Origin of the sequence: Streptomyces sp. NPDC021356, from assembly GCF_040641015.1 — a bacterium.
Classification (GTDB): domain Bacteria; phylum Actinomycetota; class Actinomycetes; order Streptomycetales; family Streptomycetaceae; genus Streptomyces.
Map to the genome: position 1 here is coordinate 24,421 of NZ_JBFACU010000009.1, position 21,650 is coordinate 46,070.

At 72.2% G+C, this 21,650-nt stretch carries 18 protein-coding genes; 13 read left to right on the plus strand and 5 right to left on the minus strand.

The features are described 5' to 3' along the window. Positions 1-34 precede the first annotated feature (34 nt). The 5 genes from AB0G56_RS13915 to AB0G56_RS13935 all read left to right on the plus strand — a co-directional run bounded on the left by AB0G56_RS13915 (position 35) and on the right by AB0G56_RS13935 (position 5,752). The gene (locus tag AB0G56_RS13915) at positions 35-1,033 is read left to right on the plus strand and encodes a sugar ABC transporter permease (protein ID WP_360968474.1); all 999 of its coding nucleotides are present in this window, start codon (positions 35-37) and stop codon (positions 1,031-1,033) included. 12 nt (positions 1,034-1,045) lie between these two features. Further along, positions 1,046-1,966 carry a carbohydrate ABC transporter permease gene (locus tag AB0G56_RS13920; RefSeq protein ID WP_360968476.1) on the plus strand — a complete coding sequence of 307 codons (921 nt, stop codon included), beginning with the start codon at positions 1,046-1,048 and terminating at the stop codon, positions 1,964-1,966. Between the two features lie 116 nt (positions 1,967-2,082). Beyond that, positions 2,083-3,747 (plus strand): glycoside hydrolase family 13 protein, encoded by a 1,665-nt coding sequence (locus AB0G56_RS13925; RefSeq protein ID WP_360968479.1) that lies wholly within the window; start codon positions 2,083-2,085, stop codon positions 3,745-3,747. Between the two features lie 25 nt (positions 3,748-3,772). Continuing rightward, positions 3,773-4,801 (plus strand): LacI family DNA-binding transcriptional regulator, encoded by a 1,029-nt coding sequence (locus tag AB0G56_RS13930; protein WP_360968481.1) that lies wholly within the window; start codon positions 3,773-3,775, stop codon positions 4,799-4,801. A gap of 111 nt (positions 4,802-4,912) precedes the next feature. After that, on the plus strand, positions 4,913-5,752 hold the full coding sequence (locus AB0G56_RS13935) for a phosphatase PAP2 family protein (RefSeq protein WP_360968484.1): 840 nt from the start codon (positions 4,913-4,915) through the stop codon (positions 5,750-5,752). A 17-nt stretch (positions 5,753-5,769) separates the two neighbouring features. On the opposite strand, the gene AB0G56_RS13940 is transcribed toward AB0G56_RS13935, so the two are convergent. Next, complete coding sequence (locus AB0G56_RS13940) at positions 5,770-8,778, minus strand: bifunctional [glutamine synthetase] adenylyltransferase/[glutamine synthetase]-adenylyl-L-tyrosine phosphorylase (protein WP_360968487.1); 3,009 nt, start codon at positions 8,776-8,778, stop codon at positions 5,770-5,772. A gap of 197 nt (positions 8,779-8,975) precedes the next feature. Between AB0G56_RS13940 and AB0G56_RS13945 the strand changes: the two genes are divergently transcribed. After that, positions 8,976-9,839, plus strand: coding sequence for a helix-turn-helix transcriptional regulator (locus AB0G56_RS13945; protein WP_360968490.1), 864 nt, complete (start codon positions 8,976-8,978; stop codon positions 9,837-9,839). Further along, entirely contained in the window at positions 9,836-10,045 is a 210-nt protein-coding gene (locus AB0G56_RS13950; RefSeq protein WP_360968493.1) for a DUF397 domain-containing protein, read from the plus strand. The genes AB0G56_RS13945 and AB0G56_RS13950 overlap by 4 nt, the downstream gene beginning before the upstream one ends. A gap of 94 nt (positions 10,046-10,139) precedes the next feature. Here AB0G56_RS13950 and AB0G56_RS13955 read toward each other — a convergent pair whose 3' ends face one another. Together AB0G56_RS13955 and AB0G56_RS13960 are read right to left on the minus strand one after the other, a co-directional pair. After that, a complete protein-coding gene (locus AB0G56_RS13955) occupies positions 10,140-10,703 on the minus strand; it encodes a ricin-type beta-trefoil lectin domain protein (RefSeq protein ID WP_360968496.1) in 564 nt (187 codons plus the stop codon). 183 nt (positions 10,704-10,886) lie between these two features. Then, positions 10,887-12,614: a hypothetical protein gene (locus tag AB0G56_RS13960; RefSeq protein WP_360968499.1), complete on the minus strand. Its 1,728-nt coding sequence runs from the start codon at positions 12,612-12,614 to the stop codon at positions 10,887-10,889. 187 nt (positions 12,615-12,801) lie between these two features. On the opposite strand from AB0G56_RS13960, the gene AB0G56_RS13965 reads away from it, so the two are divergent. Then, the gene (locus tag AB0G56_RS13965) at positions 12,802-13,044 is read left to right on the plus strand and encodes a type II toxin-antitoxin system prevent-host-death family antitoxin (RefSeq protein WP_360968502.1); all 243 of its coding nucleotides are present in this window, start codon (positions 12,802-12,804) and stop codon (positions 13,042-13,044) included. Then, positions 13,041-13,487 carry a PIN domain-containing protein gene (locus AB0G56_RS13970; RefSeq protein ID WP_360968505.1) on the plus strand — a complete coding sequence of 149 codons (447 nt, stop codon included), beginning with the start codon at positions 13,041-13,043 and terminating at the stop codon, positions 13,485-13,487. Before AB0G56_RS13965 ends, AB0G56_RS13970 begins: the two co-directional genes overlap by 4 nt. Positions 13,488-13,556: 69 nt before the next feature. Here AB0G56_RS13970 and glnA read toward each other — a convergent pair whose 3' ends face one another. Beyond that, positions 13,557-14,918, minus strand: coding sequence for a type I glutamate--ammonia ligase (gene glnA / locus AB0G56_RS13975; protein WP_037855769.1), 1,362 nt, complete (start codon positions 14,916-14,918; stop codon positions 13,557-13,559). A 365-nt stretch (positions 14,919-15,283) separates the two neighbouring features. Between glnA and AB0G56_RS13980 the strand changes: the two genes are divergently transcribed. Beyond that, positions 15,284-16,492, plus strand: coding sequence for a globin domain-containing protein (locus tag AB0G56_RS13980; RefSeq protein WP_360968508.1), 1,209 nt, complete (start codon positions 15,284-15,286; stop codon positions 16,490-16,492). A 513-nt stretch (positions 16,493-17,005) separates the two neighbouring features. Here the strand turns inward: AB0G56_RS13980 and AB0G56_RS13985 are convergent. Next, a complete protein-coding gene (locus AB0G56_RS13985) occupies positions 17,006-17,455 on the minus strand; it encodes an Rrf2 family transcriptional regulator (RefSeq protein WP_360968510.1) in 450 nt (149 codons plus the stop codon). 280 nt (positions 17,456-17,735) lie between these two features. Here AB0G56_RS13985 and AB0G56_RS13990 point away from each other — a divergent pair, with 280 nt between their 5' ends. From AB0G56_RS13990 to AB0G56_RS14000, 3 genes are all read left to right on the plus strand, one after another. Beyond that, the gene (locus AB0G56_RS13990; protein ID WP_360968513.1) at positions 17,736-18,497 is read left to right on the plus strand and encodes a DUF3105 domain-containing protein; all 762 of its coding nucleotides are present in this window, start codon (positions 17,736-17,738) and stop codon (positions 18,495-18,497) included. Further along, positions 18,494-19,294: a DUF305 domain-containing protein gene (locus tag AB0G56_RS13995; RefSeq protein WP_360968516.1), complete on the plus strand. Its 801-nt coding sequence runs from the start codon at positions 18,494-18,496 to the stop codon at positions 19,292-19,294. The genes AB0G56_RS13990 and AB0G56_RS13995 overlap by 4 nt, the downstream gene beginning before the upstream one ends. 314 nt (positions 19,295-19,608) lie before the next feature. Then, positions 19,609-21,555 (plus strand): S53 family peptidase, encoded by a 1,947-nt coding sequence (locus AB0G56_RS14000; protein ID WP_360968519.1) that lies wholly within the window; start codon positions 19,609-19,611, stop codon positions 21,553-21,555. The last annotated feature ends 95 nt before the right edge of the window (positions 21,556-21,650 follow it).

The window sequence follows — 21,650 nt, forward strand, 5'->3', positions numbered from 1 at the left end:
CCACCCGACTTCGTCCGCGAAAGAGCCGATGAGTATGACGACCGCAGCGAGCACCGGACAGACCCACAAGACAGCGAGCGGCGACAGGTCCCCGCGCCCCGCACGTGCCTCGGCGCTCAGGCGATCCTGGGACAAGTACTGGTACGCCTGGGCCATGGTGGCCCCGGTCGCCATCGTCATCACCCTGCTGGTCCTGTATCCGCTGGGGTACGGCTTCTACCAGTCGCTGACGAACGCGAACGAGTCGAACGTCGCCACCACCATCGGCGCCTTCCACCGCCCGGCGACCTACGTCTTCGTCGGCCTCGACAACTACTGGCACGTCCTGTCGGGCGCGGACGGCGACTTCTACCCGCGCCTGGTGTGGACGGTCGTGTGGACCGTGTGCTGCGTGGTGCTCCAGGTCGGCCTGGGCATGGCGCTCGCCGTGCTGCTGAACCGCAAGATGCGGCTGCGGGGCTTCTACCGCGCGATGCTGGTCCTGCCGTGGGCCGTCCCGTCGTTCATCGGCGTCTTCGCCTGGCGGCTGATGCTCAACTCCCAGTACGGCGTCTTCAACGACGTCATCACGGCCTTCGGCCTGCCTGCGCAGAACTGGCTGGGCACCCCGCTGGCCCAGAAGATCGCCGTCATCATGGTGAACGTCTGGATCGGCATCCCCTTCAACATGGTCGCCCTGCTCGGCGGTCTCCAGTCGATCCCCAAGGAGCTGTACGAGGCCGCCGAGATGGACGGTGCCTCCCCCTGGCAGCGCTTCGTCAACGTCACGCTGCCCGGCCTGAAGCCGGTCTCCAGCACGGTGATCCTGCTGGGCTGCATCTGGACGTTCAACATGTTCAACGTCATCTACCTGCTGCTGGGCAACAACACCACCGGCGACACCGACATCCTCGTCACCTTCGCCTTCCACAAGGCCTTCAACGGGATCTCGGACTACGCGGGAGCGGCCACCTACGGCATCATCATCCTCGCTCTCCTGCTGGCCTTCTCGACCTTCTACCGCCGCAGCACCCTGAAGTCCGAGCAGGCGTAAGGAGCCATCGCCATGACCGCAGCAACGCACGAGACCGGCGCCGCCACGCCCGCTGCCGCCCCCGCCCGCCCCGCCGTCGCCGCCGCGCGCCCGCGCAAGGTGCGCGGCCGGGAGGAACGCAGCCCCTGGGCCTCCGTCGTCCTGCACTGCACGCTGATCCTCGCCACCGTGATCGCCGCGTTCCCCGTGGTGTGGATCCTGTTCATCTCGCTGGGCCCGAAGAACGCCTGGCAGGAGCCGGGGCAGGTGCTCAAGCACCTGAGCCTGCACAACTACAGCGACGTCCTGGCCCATTCGGACCTGGCCAAGTGGTTCCTGAACACCGTCATCGTGGCGGGCGGCACCACCCTGCTCGGCGTCTTCCTCGCCTCGACCGCCGGGTACGCCGTGTCCCGCATGAAGTTCCCGGGCAGCCGGCAGCTGATGTGGACGTTCCTGGTCACCCAGATGTTCCCCAGTATCGTACTGATCGTGCCGCTGTACCTGCTGATGTCCGAGTTGCACCTGCTCGACAACTACTTCGGGCTGATCCTGGCGTACGCGACCACGGCGGTGCCGTTCTGCGCCTGGATGATGAAGGGCTACTTCGACACCATCCCCAAGGAGATAGACGAGGCGGGCCGGGTGGACGGGCTCACCCCGATCGGCACGTTCTGGCGGCTGATCGTGCCGCTGGCCAAGCCGGGCCTGGCGGTGACCGCGTTCTACAGCTTCCTCACCGCCTGGGGCGAGGTCGCCTACGCGACGCAGTTCATGCAGTCCGACCACTACACGCTCGCCGTCGGTATCCGCACCTTCGCGCAGGACCAGCGCCCCGACTGGGCGTGGACCTCCGCCACGGCCATCATCATCACCATCCCGGCGGCCCTCGTGTTCATGCTGGTCCAGCGCAGCCTGGTCTCCGGGCTGACGGCCGGCGGCACCAAGTCCTGAGCGCACCCGGCTCCCCGGCCGGCCCCGCGGGCCGGCCCCCGGCGCCCGGCCGCGACCCCGGCCCCGCCCGCCGGACCAGCGCCTTCGTCGTTCCCCTCGTACCCCTAAGGGAATCCATGACCCAGCACGTCACCGACACAGTCCCCACCGAAGCCTCCGCCGCCGCCCCCGGGCGCCGGGAGTGGTGGCGCGACGCGGTCATCTACCAGGTCTACCCGCGCAGTTTCGCCGACGGCAACGGCGACGGCATGGGCGACCTGCCCGGCATCCGCGCCCGCCTGCCGTACCTGAAGAAGCTCGGGGTCGACGCCGTCTGGCTCTCGCCGTTCTACGCCTCCCCGCAGGCCGACGCCGGGTACGACGTCGCCGACTACCGGGCCATCGACCCGATGTTCGGGACCCTCACCGACGCCGACGACCTGGTCCGCGACGCCCACGCGCTGGGCCTTCGGGTCATCGTCGACGTCGTCCCCAACCACTGCTCCGACCAGCACGAGTGGTTCAAGCAGGCGCTGCGCGAGGGCCCCGGCTCGCCGCTGCGCGACCGCTTCCACTTCCGCGCCGGCAAGGGTGAGAGCGGCGAACTGCCGCCCAACGACTGGGAGTCCATCTTCGGCGGCCCCGCCTGGACCCGGGTGACCGAGCCGGACGGCACCCCGGGCCAGTGGTACCTGCACCTGTTCGCACCCGAGCAGCCCGACTTCAACTGGGACCACCCGGCCGTGCACGACGAGTTCCGCTCCATCCTGCGGTTCTGGCTGGACCTGGGCATCGACGGCTTCCGCATCGACGTGGCGCACGGCCTGGTCAAGGCCGCCGGGCTGCCCGACATCGGCCACGACGAGCAGGTCAAGCTGCTCGGCACGCAGGCCGTCCCGTACTTCGACCAGGACGGCGTGCACGAGATCTACCGCAGCTGGCGCCGCATCCTGGAGGAGTACGCCGGGGACCGTATCGCGGTCGCCGAGGCGTGGACGCCGACCGTGGAGCGCAGCGCCCTGTACCTGCGCCCCGACGAGCTGCACCAGGCGTTCAACTTCTCCTACCTGACCACCGGTTGGGACGCGGACGAACTGCGTGACGTCATCGACCGCTCGCTGCGCGCCATGAACGCCGTGCACGCGCCCGCCACCTGGGTGCTCTCCAACCACGACGTCGTACGGCACTCCACGCGCCTCGCGGAAGGGGACGAGGCGCGTGGTCAGCGCCGGGCCCGGGCGGCGACGCTGCTGATGCTGGCGCTGCCCGGCTCGGCGTACCTCTACCAGGGCGAGGAACTGGGCCTGCCCGAGGTCGTCGACCTGCCCGACGAGGTCCGCCAGGACCCGGCGTTCTTCCGCAGCTCGGGCCAGGACGGCACCCGCGACGGCTGCCGGGTGCCGCTGCCCTGGTCCGGGCAGCTCCCGCCGTTCGGTTTCGGTCCCGTCGAGGGCGGCCCGAGCTGGCTGCCGCAGCCCGCCGACTGGCGGACCCTGACCGTCGAGGCGCAGGAGGGCGACCCGGGCTCCACGCTGGAGTTCTACCGCAGCGCGCTCGCCGTCCGCCGCGAACACCCGGCGCTGGGCGCCGGCCGCCAGATCACCTGGCTGGACAGCCCCGAGGGCGTGCTCGTCTTCCGCCGCGACACCGACGAGGGCTCCTTCGTCTGCACGGTCAACCTCACCGCCTCACCCGTCACCGTGGCCACACCCGGCACACTCCTGCTGGCCAGCTCCGACGTCGAGCCCGGGGCCGACTTGACGCAACTTCCCGGGGACTGCGCCGTCTGGTGGGCAGCCTGACATGCAACCGGTACAGTCCACTCCTGTGACCACACGGCTTGCCGACATCGCTGCGCAGGCGGGGGTGAGCGAAGCGACCGTCAGCCGCGTCCTGAACGGGAAGCCGGGCGTCGCCGCCACCACCCGCCAGTCCGTGCTCGCCGCACTCGACGTGCTGGGCTACGAACGTCCGGTGCGGCTGCGCCAGCGCAGCGAGGGGCTGGTCGGCCTGATCACCCCGGAGCTGGAGAACCCCATCTTCCCGGCGCTCGCCCAGGTCATCGGGCAGGCGCTGACGCGGCAGGGCTACACGCCGGTGCTCGCCACCCAGACCCCGGGCGGGTCCACGGAGGACGAGCTGACCGAGATGCTGGTGGACCGCGGGGTCGCGGGCATCATCTACGTCTCCGGGCTGCACGCGGACACCACGGCCGACATGGAGCGCTACGAGCGGCTGCGCGCCCAGGGCGTGCCGTTCGTCCTGGTCGACGGCTTCTCGCCGAAGGTGCAGGCGCCGTTCATCTCCCCCGACGACCGGGCGGCCATGACGCTCGCCGTCACCCACCTCGTCTCCCTGGGCCACAACCGGATCGGCCTGGCCCTCGGGCCGAAGCGGTTCGTGCCGGTGCAGCGCAAGATAGAGGGCTTCGTCCGCGCGATGCAGGACCAGCTCGGACTGGCCCCCGACGCCGTCGAGACGGAGCTGGTCCAGCACTCCCTCTACACGCTGGAGGGCGGTCAGGCCGCCGCGACGGCGCTCATCGGGCGGGACTGCACCGCGATCGTGTGCGCCAGCGACATGATGGCGCTCGGCGCCATCCGCGCGGCCCGGCAGCAGGGCCTGGCGGTCCCGCGGGACTTCTCCGTCGTCGGCTTCGACGACTCCCCGCTGATCGCCTTCACCGACCCGCCGCTGACCACGGTCCGCAAGCCGGTCCCGGCGATGGGACAGGCCGCGGTGCGCACACTGCTGGAGGAGATCGGCGGGACGCCCGCGCCGCACAGCGAGTTCGTGTTCATGCCCGAGCTGGTGGTCCGCGGCTCGACGGCGTCGGCGCCGGGGGCCCGGTCCTAGCAGGCGGCTCCCGGGGCGCTCCCCCGGGGCGGCTCCCGCGGGGAACATGCGGGCGGGGCCCGGCCGGGGGATGAGCGGCGCAAGAGGGCTTTTCTGGCAGACTCTGTGCCTATGGGTGATACGGCCGTGACTCGACCGGAGGGTACCGAAGAGGCCCTTCCGTACCCCGTCACGGTCGACGAACGCACCCCGCCCGCCCGGCGGCCGCACGCCCCGCGCCGGCCCCGCCTCTGGTTCGAGATCCTGCTGATCGCGGTCAGTTACTGGACGTACTCGCTGATCCGCAACGCGGTCCCGGAGCAGAAGGCGGCGGCCCTGCGCAACGCCCGCTGGGTCTGGCGCACCGAGCACCACCTGGGCATCGCCGTCGAGCGTGCGGTCAACCACGCCGCAGACTCGGTGACTTGGCTGATCGTCGGCATGAACTACTACTACGCCACCCTGCACTTCGTGATCACCGTGGGCGTCCTGGTGTGGCTCTACCGCGTCCATCCGGGCCGGTACGCGGCGGCCCGCCTCGCCCTCTTCGCGACCACGGGCGTGGCCCTGCTCGGCTATTACCTGTATCCGCTGGCGCCGCCGCGCCTGATGACGGGCGGCCGCTTCGTGGACACCGTCCAGGTCCACCACACGTGGGGCTCCATGGCCTCCGGCGACCTCAAGCACATGTCCAACCAGTACGCCGCGATGCCGTCGATGCACATCGGCTGGTCCCTGTGGTGCGGCCTGACGATCTTCGCCCTGACCGCGCTGCCCTGGGCACGCGTCCTGGCCGCCCTCTACCCCGCGGCCACCCTGGTCGTCATCATCGCGACCGCCAACCACTTCTGGCTGGACGCGGTCGGCGGCGCGGCCTGCCTCGCCTTCGGCTTCGCCGTCGCGCGGGCCTGGTACGGCGCCCTGCCGCACACCCTGCCGAGGGCGGCCCGGCAGGCGGCGGCACGGGCGTAGGCCCCTGCCCCGGCCGCTCACGTGCCGTAGAACAGCGTCTCCACCACACCCCTGGCCCGGCGCGCGGTGCGCCGGTAGGCGTCCAGCATGTCGCCGACGTGACCGGGCCCGTAGCCGAGGTAGCGGCCCACGGCGGCCAGTTCCCGCGGCTCGGTGGGGAACGTGTCGCCCGCCCGCCCGCGCACCAGCATCACCGCGTTGCGCACACGGGTGGCGAGCACCCACGCCTCGTCCAGGACGACGGCGTCCTCCTCGGAGACCAGATCGGCCGCGCGGGCCGCCGCGAGCGCCTGCCGGGTCCGTGTCGTGCGCAGCCCCGCCAGCTCGGCACCGTGCCGCAGTTGCAGCAGCTGCACGGTCCACTCGACGTCGGACAGCCCGCCGGGCCCGAGCTTGGTGTGCAGCTTCGGGTCGGCGCCGCGCGGCAGCCGCTCGGACTCCATCCGGGCCTTCAGCCGCCGGATCTCGCGCACCGCGTCCTCGCCGAGGCCGCCGCGCGGGTGGCGCAGCGGGTCGATCAGCTCGGTGAACCGCCGCCCCAGCTCCTCGTCCCCGGCCACCGGTTCGGCCCGCAGCAGCGCCTGCGACTCCCACACCAGCGACCAGCGCCGGTAGTAGGCCTCGTACGCCTTCAGGGTGCGCACCAGCGGCCCGGACTTGCCCTCGGGGCGCAGGCCGGCGTCGATGAGCAGCGGCGGGTCCGCGCTCGGGATCTGGAGCAGCCTGCGCATCTCCGCGACGACCCGGTTGGCGGCGTCCGCGGCCTCGCGCTCGTCGGCGCCCTCCCGGGGTTCGTGCACGAACAGCACGTCGGCGTCGGAGCCGTAACCCAGTTCGTGACCGCCGAAGCGGCCCATGCCGATGACGGCGAACCGGGTCGGCAGCGTGTCCCCCCAGCCTTCGCGCACGACCGCCCTCAGGGTGCCCGCGAGCGTCGCCGCCGTCAGGTCGGAGACGGCGGCGCCCACCCGGTCCACGAGCGGGCCCGGGTCGGTCTCGGCGGGCTGGGCCTCGGTGCCGTAGGAGGCGACGATGTCGGCGGCGGCGGTGCGGAACAGTTCCCGCCGGCGCACCCCGCGCGCCGCCGTGACGCCCTGCTCGGCGCTCTGGGCGCGGCCGACGGCGGCGAGGATCTCCTGCTCCAGCTGGGCCCGGCCGCGCGGTCCGAGGCCGCCGCCGTCGCCGCCGCCGTCCCCGAGCAGCGCCACCGCCTCCGGCGCCCGCATCAGCAGGTCGGGGGCGAGGCGTCCGGCGGACAGCACGCGGGCCAGGTTCTCGGCGGCGGCGCCCTCGTCGCGCAGCAGCCGCAGGTACCAGGGGGTCTTGCCGAGCGCGTCGGAGACCTTGCGGAAGTTGAGCAGCCCGGCGTCCGGGTCGGCGGAGTCCGCGAACCAGCCGAGCAGCACGGGCAGCAGGGTGCGCTGGATGGCGGCCTTGCGGGTGACGCCCGAGGCCAGCGCCTCCAGGTGGCGCAGGGCGGCGGCCGGGTCGGCGTACCCGAGCGCGACCAGCCGCTCGCGGGCCGCCTCGGTGCTCAGCCGGACCTCGCCGGGGGCGAGCTGGGCGACCGCGTCGAGCAGCGGCCGGTAGAAGATCTTCTCGTGCAGGCGCCGTACGACACCGGTGTGCCGCTTCCACTCGCGGGTCAGGTCGGCCACCGGGTCGGCGCGCAGGCCGAGCGAGCGGCCGAGGCGGCGCAGGCCTGCGTCGTCCTCGGGCAGCAGGTGGGTGCGGCGCAGCCGGTACAGCTGGATGCGGTGTTCCATGAAGCGAAGGAAGCGGTAGGCCTCGTCGAGCCGGCCGGCGTCGGCGCGGCCGACGTAGCCGCCCGCGGCGAGGGCCTGGAGGGCGTCCAGGGTGGTGCCGCTGCGCAGGGAGGCGTCGGCGCGGCCGTGCACGAGCTGGAGCAACTGCACGGCGAACTCGACGTCCCGCAGCCCGCCGGGCCCGAGTTTCAGCTCGCGCTCGACCTCGCCGACGGGGATGTTCTCGATGACCCGGCGGCGCATCTTCTGCACGTCGGCGACGAAGTTCTCCCGCTCGGCGGCCTGCCAGACCAACGGGGAGAGCGCGGCGGCGTACTCGGCGCCCAGCCGCTCGTCCCCGGCGACCGGGCGGGCCTTCAGCAGCGCCTGGAACTCCCAGGTCTTGGCCCACCGCTGGTAGTAGGCGACGTGGCTGCTCAGGGTCCGTACGAGCGGTCCGTTGCGCCCCTCGGGCCGCAGGTTGGCGTCGACGGGCCAGATGCTGCCCTCGACGGTCGTCTCGGAGCAGACGCGCATCATGCGCGAGGCCAGCCGGGTGGCGGCGCGCAGCGCCTCGGTCTCGTCCGCGCCGCCCTCCTCCGGGCTCTCCCCCACGAAGATGACGTCGACGTCGGAGACGTAGTTCAGCTCGTGGCCGCCGCACTTGCCCATGGCGATCACGGCGAGCCGGCACCGCGCGGCGTCCTCGGGGGCCTCGGCGGCGGCGATGCGCAGAGCGGCGCGCAGCGTGGCGGTGGCGAGGTCGGCCAGTTCGGCCGCGGTCTCGGCGACGCCGGTGGTGCCGCACACGTCGCGCGCCGCGATCGACAGCAGGCAGCGGCGGTAGGCGACGCGCAGGGCGACGGGGTCGCAGGCCTCGGCGAGCCCGCGTTCGAACTCCGCGACCCCCGGGTGCAGGTCGTGCGGCTCGTAGGTGACGAGGGCGTGCCAGTCCCCGGCGTGCCGGGCCAGGTGCTCGCCGAGCGCGACGGACGCGCCGAGGACGCCGAGCAGCCGGTCGCGCAGCGGTTTGGCCGCTATCACCGTGTCGAGCAGTTCCCGCCGGGCGGTGGGCGAGGGCTGCGCCTCCAGCAGCCGCACCAGCCCGTCCAGGGCGAGGTCGGGGTCGGCGGTGGCGCCCAGCGCCTCCAGCAGCACCGGGTCGTTGCGCACCGGCGCCAGCTCCGGGCTGTCCAGCAGCCGCTCGGCGGCGGAGGCATCGGTGAAGCCGTGCCGCAGCAGCCGAGTGAAGGTACTGCTCCTACGCCCCGGCGCCGTCATCCCGGCCTCCCGTCGAATCCCGCCTGCCCTGGCCAGAGCCTAGCGGGAGCGGGAGGGGTCGGCTGCGGGGCGTCTCCGCGCTCGCGGGTGGAACTTCCCGGTTTCCATCACTGATGGTTGCCTCCTTCTCTACGGTGAGCCACATCGCGATAGGACGCGTACGGCGCGAACGGCGCGTACGAGGAGGGGTGCGGCGGATGCCGGTGGACGGTGCGGTGGAGGAGACGGACGAGCCGGGCTGGGAGGTGGACCCGGACGACGACTGGGCGCTGGCGGTCGTGGCCACGGTGGGACGGCAGCTGAGGCTGCGGCGGGAGGCGGCCGGGCTGCGGGCCTGTGAGTTCGCGGTGGCCACCGGGTACGGCGAGGACCTCGTCTACAAGGTCGAGTCCGGCAGACGGATCCCGCGCCCCGAGTACCTGGACCTGGCGGACGAGCTGCTGGACGCGGGCGGTCTCATCGCCGCGATGAAAGAGGACGTGCGAAAGGTCCGGTACCCGAAGAGGGTGCGGGACCTTGCGCAGATGGAGGCGCGGGCGGTCGAGATCGGCGTCTATGTCGGGCTCAGCATCCACGGCTTGTTGCAGACCCCGGAACACGCCCGGGCGCTCTTCGAGGCCTGGCAGCCCGCTTACTCGCCCGACGAGGTGGAGCGCATGGTCGCCGCCCGCATGGCACGAAAGGCCATTTTCGAGCGCATGCCCGCTCCGTCCCTCAGCTTCGTCCAGGAGGAGGCCACGCTTCGACGGCCCGTCGGCGGCACAATGGTGTGGCGTCGGCAGCTCGAACACCTCCTGGAGGCAGGGCGGTTGCGCCACGTCACGCTCCAGGTGATGCCCACGGACACCGAGGCCCACCCTGGGCTCGACGGAAAGATCGAAGTACTCAAGTTCACCGACGGCACGGCAGTGGGCCGCTCCGACGGCGCGTATCACGGCCGCCCCACGACGGATCCGAGGCAACTGCGCATCCTTGAGCTGCGCTATGGCACGATCCGGGCGCAGGCTCTCACGCCCCGGGAGTCGCTGGCCTTCATCGAGAAACTGCTGGGAGAATCATGATCCGCAAGGCCTCCACAGGAGCCGGCTCCGAGCCGCAGTGGTTCAAGAGCAGCTACAGCGACGGCCCCGACGGGAACTCGTGCGTGGAAGTGGCCATATCCCCCGCCACCATCCACATCCGCGACTCGAAGAACACCTACGGCCCCCGCCTGGCCGTCACCCCGGAGGCCTGGGGCGGGTTCGTGTCGCTGGTGCGCGGGGTCTGAGTCCGGCCCCGGACCCCGCTGCACGTCCCCGTCTCCCATGGGCTGGGCCCCGGCCGCCGCTCGGCGTGCCGGGGCCCGTACCCCGTTGCGGCGTCTAGTTGTCGGGGTTGATCGGGGTGTTGCTGTCGGAGTGGTGCCAGTCGAACTGCAGGGTGGCGTCGGGAGCGGGGCTCACCCCGTGGCCGAACAGGTGGTAGGAGTTGCGCGGTCCGGGCATGCCCGTGTTCGCGATGCACGCGCCGGCGGCGTTGCAGGCGGCGCGGTCGGTGCCGAGGGTCCAGCGCTGGTGGGTGTCGTTGCCGTTGCAGTCGCGGGCGGACGCGTCCGGGTTGTCGCTCGGGCCGCTCGCCCAGTGGGCCCACAGGCACCGGCCGTCGTTGGTGCTGTGGATCAGGCCGTTCTCGTCCCAGAACCAGAACTGGTTCCACGTGCCGTCGCAGGGCCGCAGGACGACCGGGCGGCCGTTTCCGTTGACCTGCCGCAGTTCGTCCATGCAGTAGTACGTGCCACCGCCGGCCGGTCTGGAGAGCGAGGCGAGGAAGCCGTAGGCGTAGGGCTGGGGGCTGGCCGGTGTGGCGTCGGCGGTGGCCGGCAGGGCCAGTCCCAGGCCGAGCGCCAGCGCCAGTGGGGCGACGATCCTCTTGATGAAGCGCTTCATCAGGTCCCCTTTCTTACCCGGGTGTCGGACGTTCGTGTCGATCCGAGTGCGGGCCGGTGCGCGGGCGTGCGGCTCCTGGCACGCCGGCGGCGCCGGCCGACGCGGGCCAGCCTCACGCGGGGCGCCGGTCCCGGGCGAGCATCCCGAACGAACCCGAACAGCCGTACGTCCACGATGCGTTGCCTACGTGGGTTCCAGCGCGGCACCGGGCCGCCGGACCGCCTCCGTGAGCCTGGCCGGGCGCTCCGGGATCAGGCCGCGGCCGGGCAGCGCCCCGGCCGGGTCGGCGGTCGTTCGCGCGTCCTGGGCGTGGCGTTGCAGGGTCTCGGCCGCGTCGCCGTGACCGGCGTCCCTCAGGTGGCGGCCGAGCGTCCGGGACAGCGCACGCGCGTGTTCCGTGCGGCCGACTTCGGCCGCGCGGGCGGCGACGGCGACGGCGGTGGCCCACTCCCGCTCCAGCCAGGCGAGGGCGGATCGCGCATCCGGGAAGTGCGGGGGCGGAGCGGGGCGGCGCTCGTCGCGCGCGGGCCCGGACACGGCGGCGACGGCCGCCGCAGCAGTGCTGCTGTAGTGCTCGAACAGCCCTTCCAGGGCGGCGACCTGGACCGAGTACGGGTCTTCCTCGACAGTCAGGTGCAGGGCGAACTCCCGGACCAGGCACGGGTATTCGTACGTACCGTCGCCGACCGGCCGGAGCAGGTGCTCGTGGCTGAGGCGTAGCAGCGACTCGGCCGCCTGTGCGGCGGGCCGTCCGGCGAGCGCGCCCGCGGAGGCGGCGTCCGCCCGGCCTCCCGGATGCAGGGCGAGGAGCCGGAACAGCCGCCGGTCGGTCGCGGTCAGCTGTCTGTAGGAAGCAGCGAGGGCCGGCCTGACCGCCGACCCGCGTGGCAGTGCGGCCAGTCTGCGGGCCTGGTCGGCCAGTGACCAGGCCGGGGTGCCGGCGATGCGCGCCGCGTTGACCGCGAGGTCCAGGGGCAGGTTGCCGCAGAGCCTGCCCAGTTCGGCGACGGCCTCAGGCTCGGCGCGGACGCGGTCGGCGCCGACCACCTGGCCGAAGAGTTCGGCCACCTCCGTGCAGGCCAGCGGCTGTAACTCGACGCGCCGCACGCCGGCGGCCCCGACCAGGCCGTTCCGGGCGGTGACCAGCGTCACCCCGCGCCCGGTGCCGGGTAACAGCGACCGTAACTGGTCGTCGTCCGCTGCGTCGTCCAGGACGATGAGGACGTCGCGCTCGGCGAGCAGTTCGCGGTAGCGGGTCGCGCGCGCGAGGAGGGTCAGCCGGTGCACCCGCTCAGCGGGCTGCCCCAGGGCGACGAGCAGGCCGGCGAGGACGGCGGCGGGTTCGGCCGGAGGCAGATGGGGGTGGTAGCCGTGGAGGTCGACGAACAGGCGGCCGTGCGAGCCGTGCCCGGCGGCGGCCAGCATGTGGGCGGCCCTGATGGCGAACTGGGTCTTCCCGACACCCGGCATACCGGTGACCACCACGGGGCGTGAGTCCGGCACGGTCACCGCACGCAGTTCGGCGCCGCGTCCGGCGAACGGTTCGGCCGGTGCGGGCAGTTCCGTACGGATCCGGCCCCCGCTGCCGCTGCCCGGCCGGCCCAGCATCGCCCGCACAGCCCGGCGCCACTGCTCGCGCGCCGGGCCCTCGACCCCGAGAGCGGTCACGATGTCCAGCACCAGGTCCATGTCGATGCGGCGTCGGCCGGTCCGGAAGCAGTCGTAGACGGTGACCCTGCCCGGCATGCGTTCCGAGGCGGGCACCCCGCGGGCCGCGCGGACGACGCCGATCCGCCGGGCGAGTTCGGCGTACGAGGGGTTCCCGGCCCAGCCGCGCAGCGCCCGCAGGAGATCCGCGAGTTCGTCGGGCGTACGGGGACTGCCGGGGTCCGGTATCGGTAAGAGATCCATCGCCTCGTCCCGTCGGTCGGGGCCGGCCCCGACCGCCGCTGCAACCCGGTGCGGCCGACTCCGGCGTCACGGTGGCACTCCCGGACCAGCGAGCGACACCGTCGCTCCCGGCGCCCGGACATCTACGCAGAGTAGCAGGGATTGATCCAGCTCAAGGGGAATCCCCCCACGTAGTAACACGTAGTACATGGAGACTACTGCCCGAGAGTTCAATCAGAGGTCTTCCCAGATCCTCGCCGCGGCAGCGCGGGGGGAGACGGTCACGGTCACCAAGAACGGCGTCGCCGTCGCCCGCGTCGTGCCGATCAGCGAGGACGACGTCCCGCCATACCCCACGGAGCCCATGGGGGAGATAGACCTTCCCGATCTCGGACTGCCCGACCTCGGCGATGACGAGATCGAGGAGACACTCCGGGGAACGGGTTCATGAGTCTGATCGCCATTGCCGGCACCAACGCGCTGTACCGGCTGCTGGATCCCAGGCTGAGTGGCCACGCGTCGCACCGGAAGGCGCTGGCCGGCATCAGCCACCTCGTCGTCTCCCCCATGGTCCTGGCCGAACTGGACCACCTCGTCGCCACCAGGGCCGGAGCCGACAAGGCTGTCATGGCCGCACGGTTCGTGGAACGCCACGTGGTCACCCGCCGGTTCGAAGTCCCGTCCGTCGGCGAACACCTGAGCGCCGCGATCGCCGTCGCGGAGGGATACCGGGACACTGACGGCGGCGAGGGCATCGGACTGACGGACGCGATGAACGTCGCGCTCGCGGCGGCCTACCGCACCGAGGCGATGTTCACCTCGGACGCGCACTTCCGCATGATCCGCCCGCTGACCGGCCACAAGGCGTTCCGGCTACTGCCCGAGGATCTGTAGCGCTCCCCGAGCCCCGGCTCCCGCACCCCCAGCGGGCGCGGGCCCGTCACCCCTCGGCGCCGCGGGGGCTCACAGCACCGGCAGATGCTTCCGCAGCTCGTACGCCGTGACCTCGCTCCTGTACTCCTCCCACTCCTGCTTCTTGTTGCGCAGGAAGAAGTCGAAGACGTGTTCGCCGAGGGTCTCGGCGACGAGGTCGCTGTTCTCCATGAGGGTCAGGGCCTCGCCGAGGTTCTGCGGGAGGGGTTCGATGCCCATGGCACGGCGTTCGGCGTTGGAGAGGGCCCAGACGTCGTCCTCGGCGCCGGGCGGGAGTTCGTAGCCCTCCTCGATGCCCTTGAGGCCGGCGGCCAGGAGGACGGCGTAGGTGAGGTACGGGTTCGCGCCGGAGTCGATCGAGCGGACCTCGACGCGGGCCGAGCCGGTCTTGCCGGGCTTGTACATGGGCACGCGGACCAGGGCCGAGCGGTTGTTGTGGCCCCAGCAGATGTAGGACGGGGCCTCGCCGCCGGCGCCCGCGGTGCGCTCGCTGCCGCCCCAGATGCGCTTGTAGGAGTTGACCCACTGGTTGGTGACCGCCGAGATCTCCGCCGCGTGGCGGAGCAGGCCCGCGATGAAGGAGCGGCCGACCTTGGAGAGCTGGTACTCGGCACCGGACTCGTAGAACGCGTTCCGGTCGCCCTCGAAGAGGGAGAGGTGGGAGTGCATGCCGGAGCCCGGGTACTCCGAGAACGGCTTCGGCATGAAGGTGGCCTGGAGGCCCTGCTCCAGCGCGACCTGCTTCATGACCAGGCGGAACGTCATGATGTTGTCCGCGGTGGAGAGCGCGTCGGCGTAGCGCAGGTCGATCTCCTGCTGCCCGGGCGCGCCCTCGTGGTGGGAGAACTCCACCGAGATGCCCATCGACTCCAGCATGGTGATCGCCTGGCGGCGGAAGTCCATGCCGATGGCCTGCGGGGTGTGGTCGAAGTAGCCGGAGTTGTCGGCGGGCGTGGGGCGGGAGCCGTCCAGCGGGCGGTTCTTCAGCAGGAAGAACTCGATCTCCGGGTGCGTGTAGAAGGTGAAGCCGAGGTCGGAGGTCCGGGCGAGGGCGCGCTTGAGGACGTAGCGGGGGTCGGCGAAGGACGGGGAGCCGTCCGGCATGAGGATGTCGCAGAACATGCGGGCCGTGCCCGGGGCCTCGGCGCGCCACGGGAGGATCTGGAACGTGGACGGGTCCGGCTTGGCGATCATGTCGGACTCGTAGACCCGGGCGAAGCCCTCGATGGCGGAGCCGTCGAAGCCGATGCCCTCGTCGAAGGCCTGTTCCAGCTCGGCGGGGGCCACGGCCACGGACTTGAGGAAGCCCAGCACGTCCGTGAACCACAGGCGTACGAACCGGATGTCGCGCTCCTCCAACGTCCGGAGCACGAACTCCTGCTGCTTGTCCATCTTCCGCTTCCCCATCCTTGCTGGTCAGGCCGCCTGTGTCCGTATGTCTTCACGGGAGGCGGTCGGGCACGCGAGCATCACACCACATCACCGTTTCACACGCGTTGCGGACCTTGATCGTCCGGCTGTTCCGCGCCCGGCCGTGCCGCCTCGCCGGGTGTGCCGCTCTGCCGCCCATCTTGCCCCCTGAGCGGCCCCCTCGTAACGGCCGAAGCCGCACCCGCGTGCACGACATGTGAAGTGCCCGACATGTGGAGGAAACGTGAGCGATACCACGCCCGCTTAATTTGCATCTCAAATGCAAGTTTCCCTACCGTTTCGATCAGACGAGCGATCGAGCAGTCGAACCATCGAGGAGTCCAACGATGCTGTCCGAGCAGTCAGCAGCCACCGTCCGCGCCACCCTGCCCGCCGTGGGCGCGGCCATCGGCGAGATCACCGAGCTGTTCTACGCCAAGCTGTTCGACGCCCACCCCGAACTGCTGCGTGACCTGTTCAACCGTGGCAACCAGGCCTCCGGCGCCCAGAAGCAGGCCCTCGCCGGCTCGATCGCCGCCTTCGCCACCTACCTGGTGAACAACCCGGACCAGCGTCCCGACCTGATGCTGCACCGCATCGCCCACAAGCACGCCTCCCTCGGCATCGTCCCCGAGCAGTACCCGATCGTCCACGAACACCTGTTCGCCGCCATCGCCGAGGTGCTGGGCGACGCCGTCACCGAAGAGGTCGCCGCTGCCTGGACCGAGGTCTACTGGCTGATGGCCAACGCCCTCACAGCCATCGAGAAGCGGCTGTACGCCCAGAGCGAGCAGACCGGCTGGCGCGAGTGGAAGGTCGTCGAGCGGACCGAGGAGACGGCCGACGTCGCCACCTTCAAGCTCCGCCCCGCCGACGACGGCCCGGTGCCCGGCTACCGCGCCGGCCAGTACGTCTCCGTCGGCGTCACCCTCGCGGACGGCGCCCGGCAGATCCGCCAGTACAGCCTGACCGCGGCCCCCGGCTCCCCGGAGCGGCAGTTCGCCGTCAAGCGGGTGAGCGGCGACGCCGCGACCCCCGACGGCGAGGTCTCCAACCACCTGCACGCCCACGTGCGCGAGGGCGACGTCCTCCAGCTGTCCGCCCCGTACGGCGACCTCGTCCTGGAGGACACCTCCGCCCCGCTGCTGCTCGCCTCCGCGGGCATCGGCGTCACCCCGATGATCGCCATGCTTGAGCAGCTCGCCGACGCCGGGCACGGCGCCCCGGTGACCGTCGTCCACGCCGACCGCTCCCCCGCCACGCACGCCCTGCGCGGCGACCACGAGGCCTACGCGGCCAAGCTGGCGGACGCGCGCACGGTCTTCTTCTACGAGCAGTACGACGAGGACGCCGCGGGCGCCGGGCGGCCCGGCCGGGTCGACCTCGCCGAGGTCGCGGTACCGGCCGGCACCCAGGCCTACCTGTGCGGCCCGCTGCCGTTCATGCGGGCGGTGCGCGAGCAGCTCATCGGCAAGGGCGTGGCCCCCGCCGACATCCACTACGAGGTCTTCGGCCCGGACCTGTGGCTGGCCAAGGAGGCCGCTGACGCGGCCTGACGTGGTCCGAGGCGGCCTGACGCGGCCTGACGCGGCCCGACGGCTGCACGGCGCGATGGCTGCGCAACTCGATGGCGGCGCGGCTCGACGGCTGCGCGGCTCGACGGCTGCGCGGCTCGACGGCTGCGCGGCTCGACGGCTGCGCGGCTCGACGGCTGCGCGGCCGGCCCGGCCCGGCGTGAAAGCTGCCGGCCGGAGGTGGTTCCCCCGACCGCCTTCGGCCGGCTTTTCGCGTTCGCGTACGTCCTGACGATGTGGGTCACGGTCGGATGCCGGTTACGGTCCCATGCCGGTCCCGGTCGCATAACCGGCTCCGGTCACGCACCGGTCCGGTCAGATGCCGGCCCCGCTCAGAACCCGGCCCCGCTCAGATCCCGGTTCCGGTCAGATCCCGGGCCGGTAACGGTCAGATCCCGGTAGCGGTCAGATTCCGGTTCCGGTCAGTTCCCGGTTCCGGTCAGATGTCGGCCCGCTCAGAACCCGGTTCCGGTCAGATCCCGGTTCCGGTCGGCGTCACGCGCCGGACGCGCCGCGCGCGCTCGGCAGCCCCAGCAGCAGCGGGCCCGTCGGGGCGGCGACCATGTCGGCGACGGTGAGCGGGTCGAGGGCGGCGTAGAACGCCTCCTGGGCCCTCCGCAGGGCGCCGCGCAGCCGGCAGTCGGAGTTCAGCGGGCAGGGGTTCGCGCCTTCGCAGTCGGCGACGTCGCCCTCGCCCTCCAGGGCGCGCACGATCGCGCCGACCGACGCGCCGCGGCCCGCCTCGGTCAGGGTCAGGCCGCCGCCCCGGCCGCGGCGGGCGGCGAGCAGTCCGCGGTGCTGGAGTTCGGCGACGACCTTCGCGGCATGCGTGTACGGCACGCCCATGTCCGCCGCGACCTCCCGGGTCGTGGGGCTGGACTCGCCCGCGACGGCGAGCCGCATCAGGACGCGCAGCGCCATGTCGGTGGAGCGCAGCAGCCGCATGCGGCAAGCCTAAATAATGCGCATCTGCGGTTCAACTTATCTGGCGCTCACCTCTGGCCCGGCCCCCTCCACGGGCAGCCCGCGGCCCGTCCCCCTTCCCCGGCTCACCTCTGACGCTTCGAGGCCTCCCCCTCGCCCCGCCACCCCCACTACCATCAGCGCGCACCCTCTCCCCGCTCCACCCTCCCGCGCCCCCCGCGCTCCTCTCCCCGCCCCACCCTCCCGCTCCACCCCCCGCTCCTCTCCCGCTCCATCCGACCGTGACACGAAGGGCTCCCCCATGGGCTCCGCCAACCAGCCGGACAGCACCGTCGCCGGGCAGCGCAAGGCGCGCATCGAGGAGATGCGCCGTGCCGACCGGGCCCGGCAGCGCCGCGACCGCGCCCTCGCCGTCGCGGCGAGCGTGGTCGTCGTCGCGGGCCTGGCCGTCGGCGGCGTGGTGCTCGTCCAGTCGCGGTCCGACGACACGGAACCGGCCGCGAAGGCGAGCACGTCCGCGGCGGCACAGACCCCGGGCGGCATGACCGACAAGAGCGCCAAGAACGACCAGAGCGGCAAGAACGGTCAGAGCGGCAAGGGTGCTTCCGGCCACTTCGTCACCGGCGCGGACGGCGTGCGGACCTGGCAGGGCACGCTCGGCCGTACCCACACCACCGCCCCCGTGACCTACCCGATGGAGCCCCCGGTCGGCGGCGACCACAACCCCGTCTGGCAGAACTGCAACGGCGACGTCTACACCGCGCCGCTGAAGAACGAGCACGCCGTGCACGCGCTGGAGCACGGCGCGGTCTGGGTGACGTACAACGCCAAGGCGCCCAAGGCGGACGTGGCCGCGCTCGCGGCGAAGGTGCGCAGGACGCCGTACACGCTCATGAGCCCGGTGGCCGACCAGAAGGACCCGATCATGCTGTCGGCGTGGGCGCACCAGCGCACGGTGACGGGCGCGGCCGACCCGAACGTGGACGCGTTCTTCGCCAAGTTCGTCCAGGGTCCCCAGACGCCGGAGCCGGGGGCCGCCTGTACGGGCGGGGTGGGCCAGTGAGGGTCGCCGGGCTGGTCGCGGGTGCCGTGGCCACGGCGCTGGTCGCGGCCGGGGCGATCGCCTACGGGGTCGCCGCGGGCGAGGACGGCGCGCACGGCCGGTCCGGTGGCCCCGGGGGCGCCCCGGCCGCCTCGGCGCCGGCCCTCGCCGTGCCGGCCGCCGACTCCCCGGACGCCGGGTTCGCCCGGGACATGGCGGTCCATCACCAGCAGGCCGTCGAGATGTCGTACATCGTCCGCGACCGCACGGACGACACCGAAGTGCGCCGTCTCGCCTACGACATCGCGCAGACCCAGGCCAACCAGCGCGGCATGCTGCTGGGCTGGCTGGACCTGTGGGGGCTGCCGAAGGTGTCGGCAGCCCCGCCGATGGCGTGGATGGGGATGGAGACGGGGACGGGGGCGGGGGCGGGGGCGGGGAGCGCCGCCTCGGACGAGGCCGGTGCCGCCGGTGCCGCCGGTGCCGCCGGAGCCGCCGGAGCCGCCGGAGCCGCCGGAGCCGCCGGTGCGGACGGCGCGGACGGCGCGGACGGCGCGGACGGCGCGCTGATGCCCGGCATGGCCACCGACACCGAGCTGCGAAAGCTCGGCCGGCTCCGCGGCCGACAGGCCGAGGTGTTCTACCTCCGGTTGATGACGGCCCATCACCGGGGCGGTATCCACATGGCGCAGGCGTGTGCCGCCCGGTGCACGGTGGGGGTGGAGAAGAGGCTGGCGCAGGGCATGGTGGACGCGCAGCAGTCGGAGATCCGGCTCATGGCCGACATGCTCAAGAAGCGCGGTGCGGAACCCCGTTAGGCCCCGTCAGGCCCCGTCAGGGCCCTTCTGCCGGGTACTGGCCGCCGCCAGGCGTCCGCACGGCGCCCGGTTCTTGGCCACGGACGACCGGAATCCGGGGAACGAAGTCCGCAATTCATCTGCTATGCATTGCTCCTGACGGTTCCTTGGGTTTCTCTTGGCCTGCCCATTCCCCTGGCATGAACGGTTCTTCGGGAAGAGTGGCACTCGATCGTGTGATCCATTCAGGGGCCGAACCGCCGCGGCCGTCACGCGGATCACGCGAGGTCCGACCACTCATTGCGTTACATGCGATCCGCATCGCAGGGGGTTATATGAGATCCAACCGCGCCACCGTGCGTACCGGAGTGAGCCTGGCAGCGACACTGCCGATGGTCGCCGGTGCGCTGGTGCTCGGCATACCCGCGGCCCACGCCGCGGGCCACCCGGACGCCCGCAACGCGATCGCGGGCACCAAGCCCGCGTGGGCGACGGCCAAGGCGGACAAGGGCGCCACCGCGAACAGCGCCCAGGTCAACGCCCGGGTGTACCTGGCCGGCCGCGACGCCGCGGGCCTGGCGGCGTACGCCAAGGCGGTCGCCGACCCGTCCTCGCCGCAGTACGGCAAGTACCTGAGCGCCGAGCAGGCACAGGCGCGCTTCGGCGCGACCGAGGCACAGGTGGCCGCCGTCAAGTCCTGGCTGAAGTCGGCGGGTCTGAAGGTCACTTCGGTCACCGCGCACTACGTCGCCGTCTCGGGTGACGTCGCCGCCGCCGAGAAGGCGTTCGGCACCGAGATGCACAACTTCGCCAAGGGTTCGAAGACCTACCGCGCGCCGGCCCGGTCGGCCTCCGTGCCGGCGGGTCTGCAGGGCACCGTCCTGACCGTCACCGGCCTGGACAACGCCCCGCACAAGTCGAACCACGAGGACCAGTTGCCGCCGCCGGACGCGGTCTTCAAGAACTCCGGGCCGTTCTCCTCGTACTACGGCTCGAACGTCGCGAAGACGCTGCCGTCCGCCTACGGCCAGAAGATCCCGTACGCCGTCAAGGGCTACACGGGCAAGCAGCTGCGCTCGGCCTACGGCGCGGGCAAGTACACCGGCAAGGGCGTCCGCGTCGCCATCACCGACGCCTACGCCTCGCCGACCATCGCCTTCGACGCGGCCGCGTACGCGAAGAAGAACGGTGACAAGGCCTGGAAGACCGGCCAGCTGCGCCAGGTGCTCCCCGCCGACTACACGAAGACCGAGGAGTGCAAGGCGTCCGGCTGGTACGGCGAGGAGACCCTCGACGTCGAGGCCGTGCACGCGGTCGCGCCGGACGCGAACGTCACCTACGTGGGCGCCGCCTCCTGCTACGACGACGACCTGCTCGACTCGCTCAGCAAGGTCGTCGACAACCACCTGGCCGACATCGTCTCCAACTCGTGGGGCGACATCGAGGCCAACCAGACGCCGGACCTGGCCGCCGCCTACGACCAGGTGTTCCAGTTCGGCGCGGTGGAGGGCATCGGCTTCTACTTCTCCTCCGGTGACAACGGCGACGAGGTCGCCAACACCGGCACGAAGCAGGTCGACACCCCGGCCAACTCGGCGTGGGTGACCGCGGTCGGCGGCACCTCGCTGGCCGTCGGCAAGGGGAACAAGTACCTGTGGGAGACCGGCTGGGGCACCGACAAGGCGACCCTGTCGGCCGACGGCAAGAGCTGGGAGGGCTTCCCCGGCGCCTACACCTCCGGCGCGGGCGGCGGCACCAGCAAGACGGTGCCGCAGCCGTTCTACCAGAAGAACGTCGTCCCCGGCGCGCTGGCCACGGCCAACAACGCGGCCGGCAACCGCGTCGTCCCTGACATCGCGGCCATCGCCGACCCGAACACCGGCTTCCTCGTCGGCCAGACGCAGACCTTCCCCGACGGGTCGCAGCAGTACGCCGAGTACCGCATCGGCGGCACCTCGCTGGCCGCGCCGGTCATCGCGGCCGTCCAGGCCCTCGCCCAGCAGGCCCAGGGCGGCAAGGCGATCGGCTTCGCCAACCCGGCGATCTACTCGAAGTACGGCTCGAAGCTCTACCACGACGTCGTGGACAAGCCGACCGGCAAGGACCTCGCGGTCGCGCGCGTCGACTTCGTCAACGGCATCGACGCCACCGGTGGGCTGAGCGTCTCCGTCCGCAGCCTCGGCAAGGACAGCTCGCTCCAGGCCGTCAAGGGCTACGACGACGTCACCGGCGTCGGCTCGCCCGCGAAGGGCTACGTCGACTCCTACGGCCGCCGCCACTGACCCACCCCGGCACCGGCCACGCGCCCGCTCCTCTCCCGAGGGGCGGGCGCGCTCGCGTGTCGGCACCGGACCCCGGCGCACGCGAGTGCTGGTCG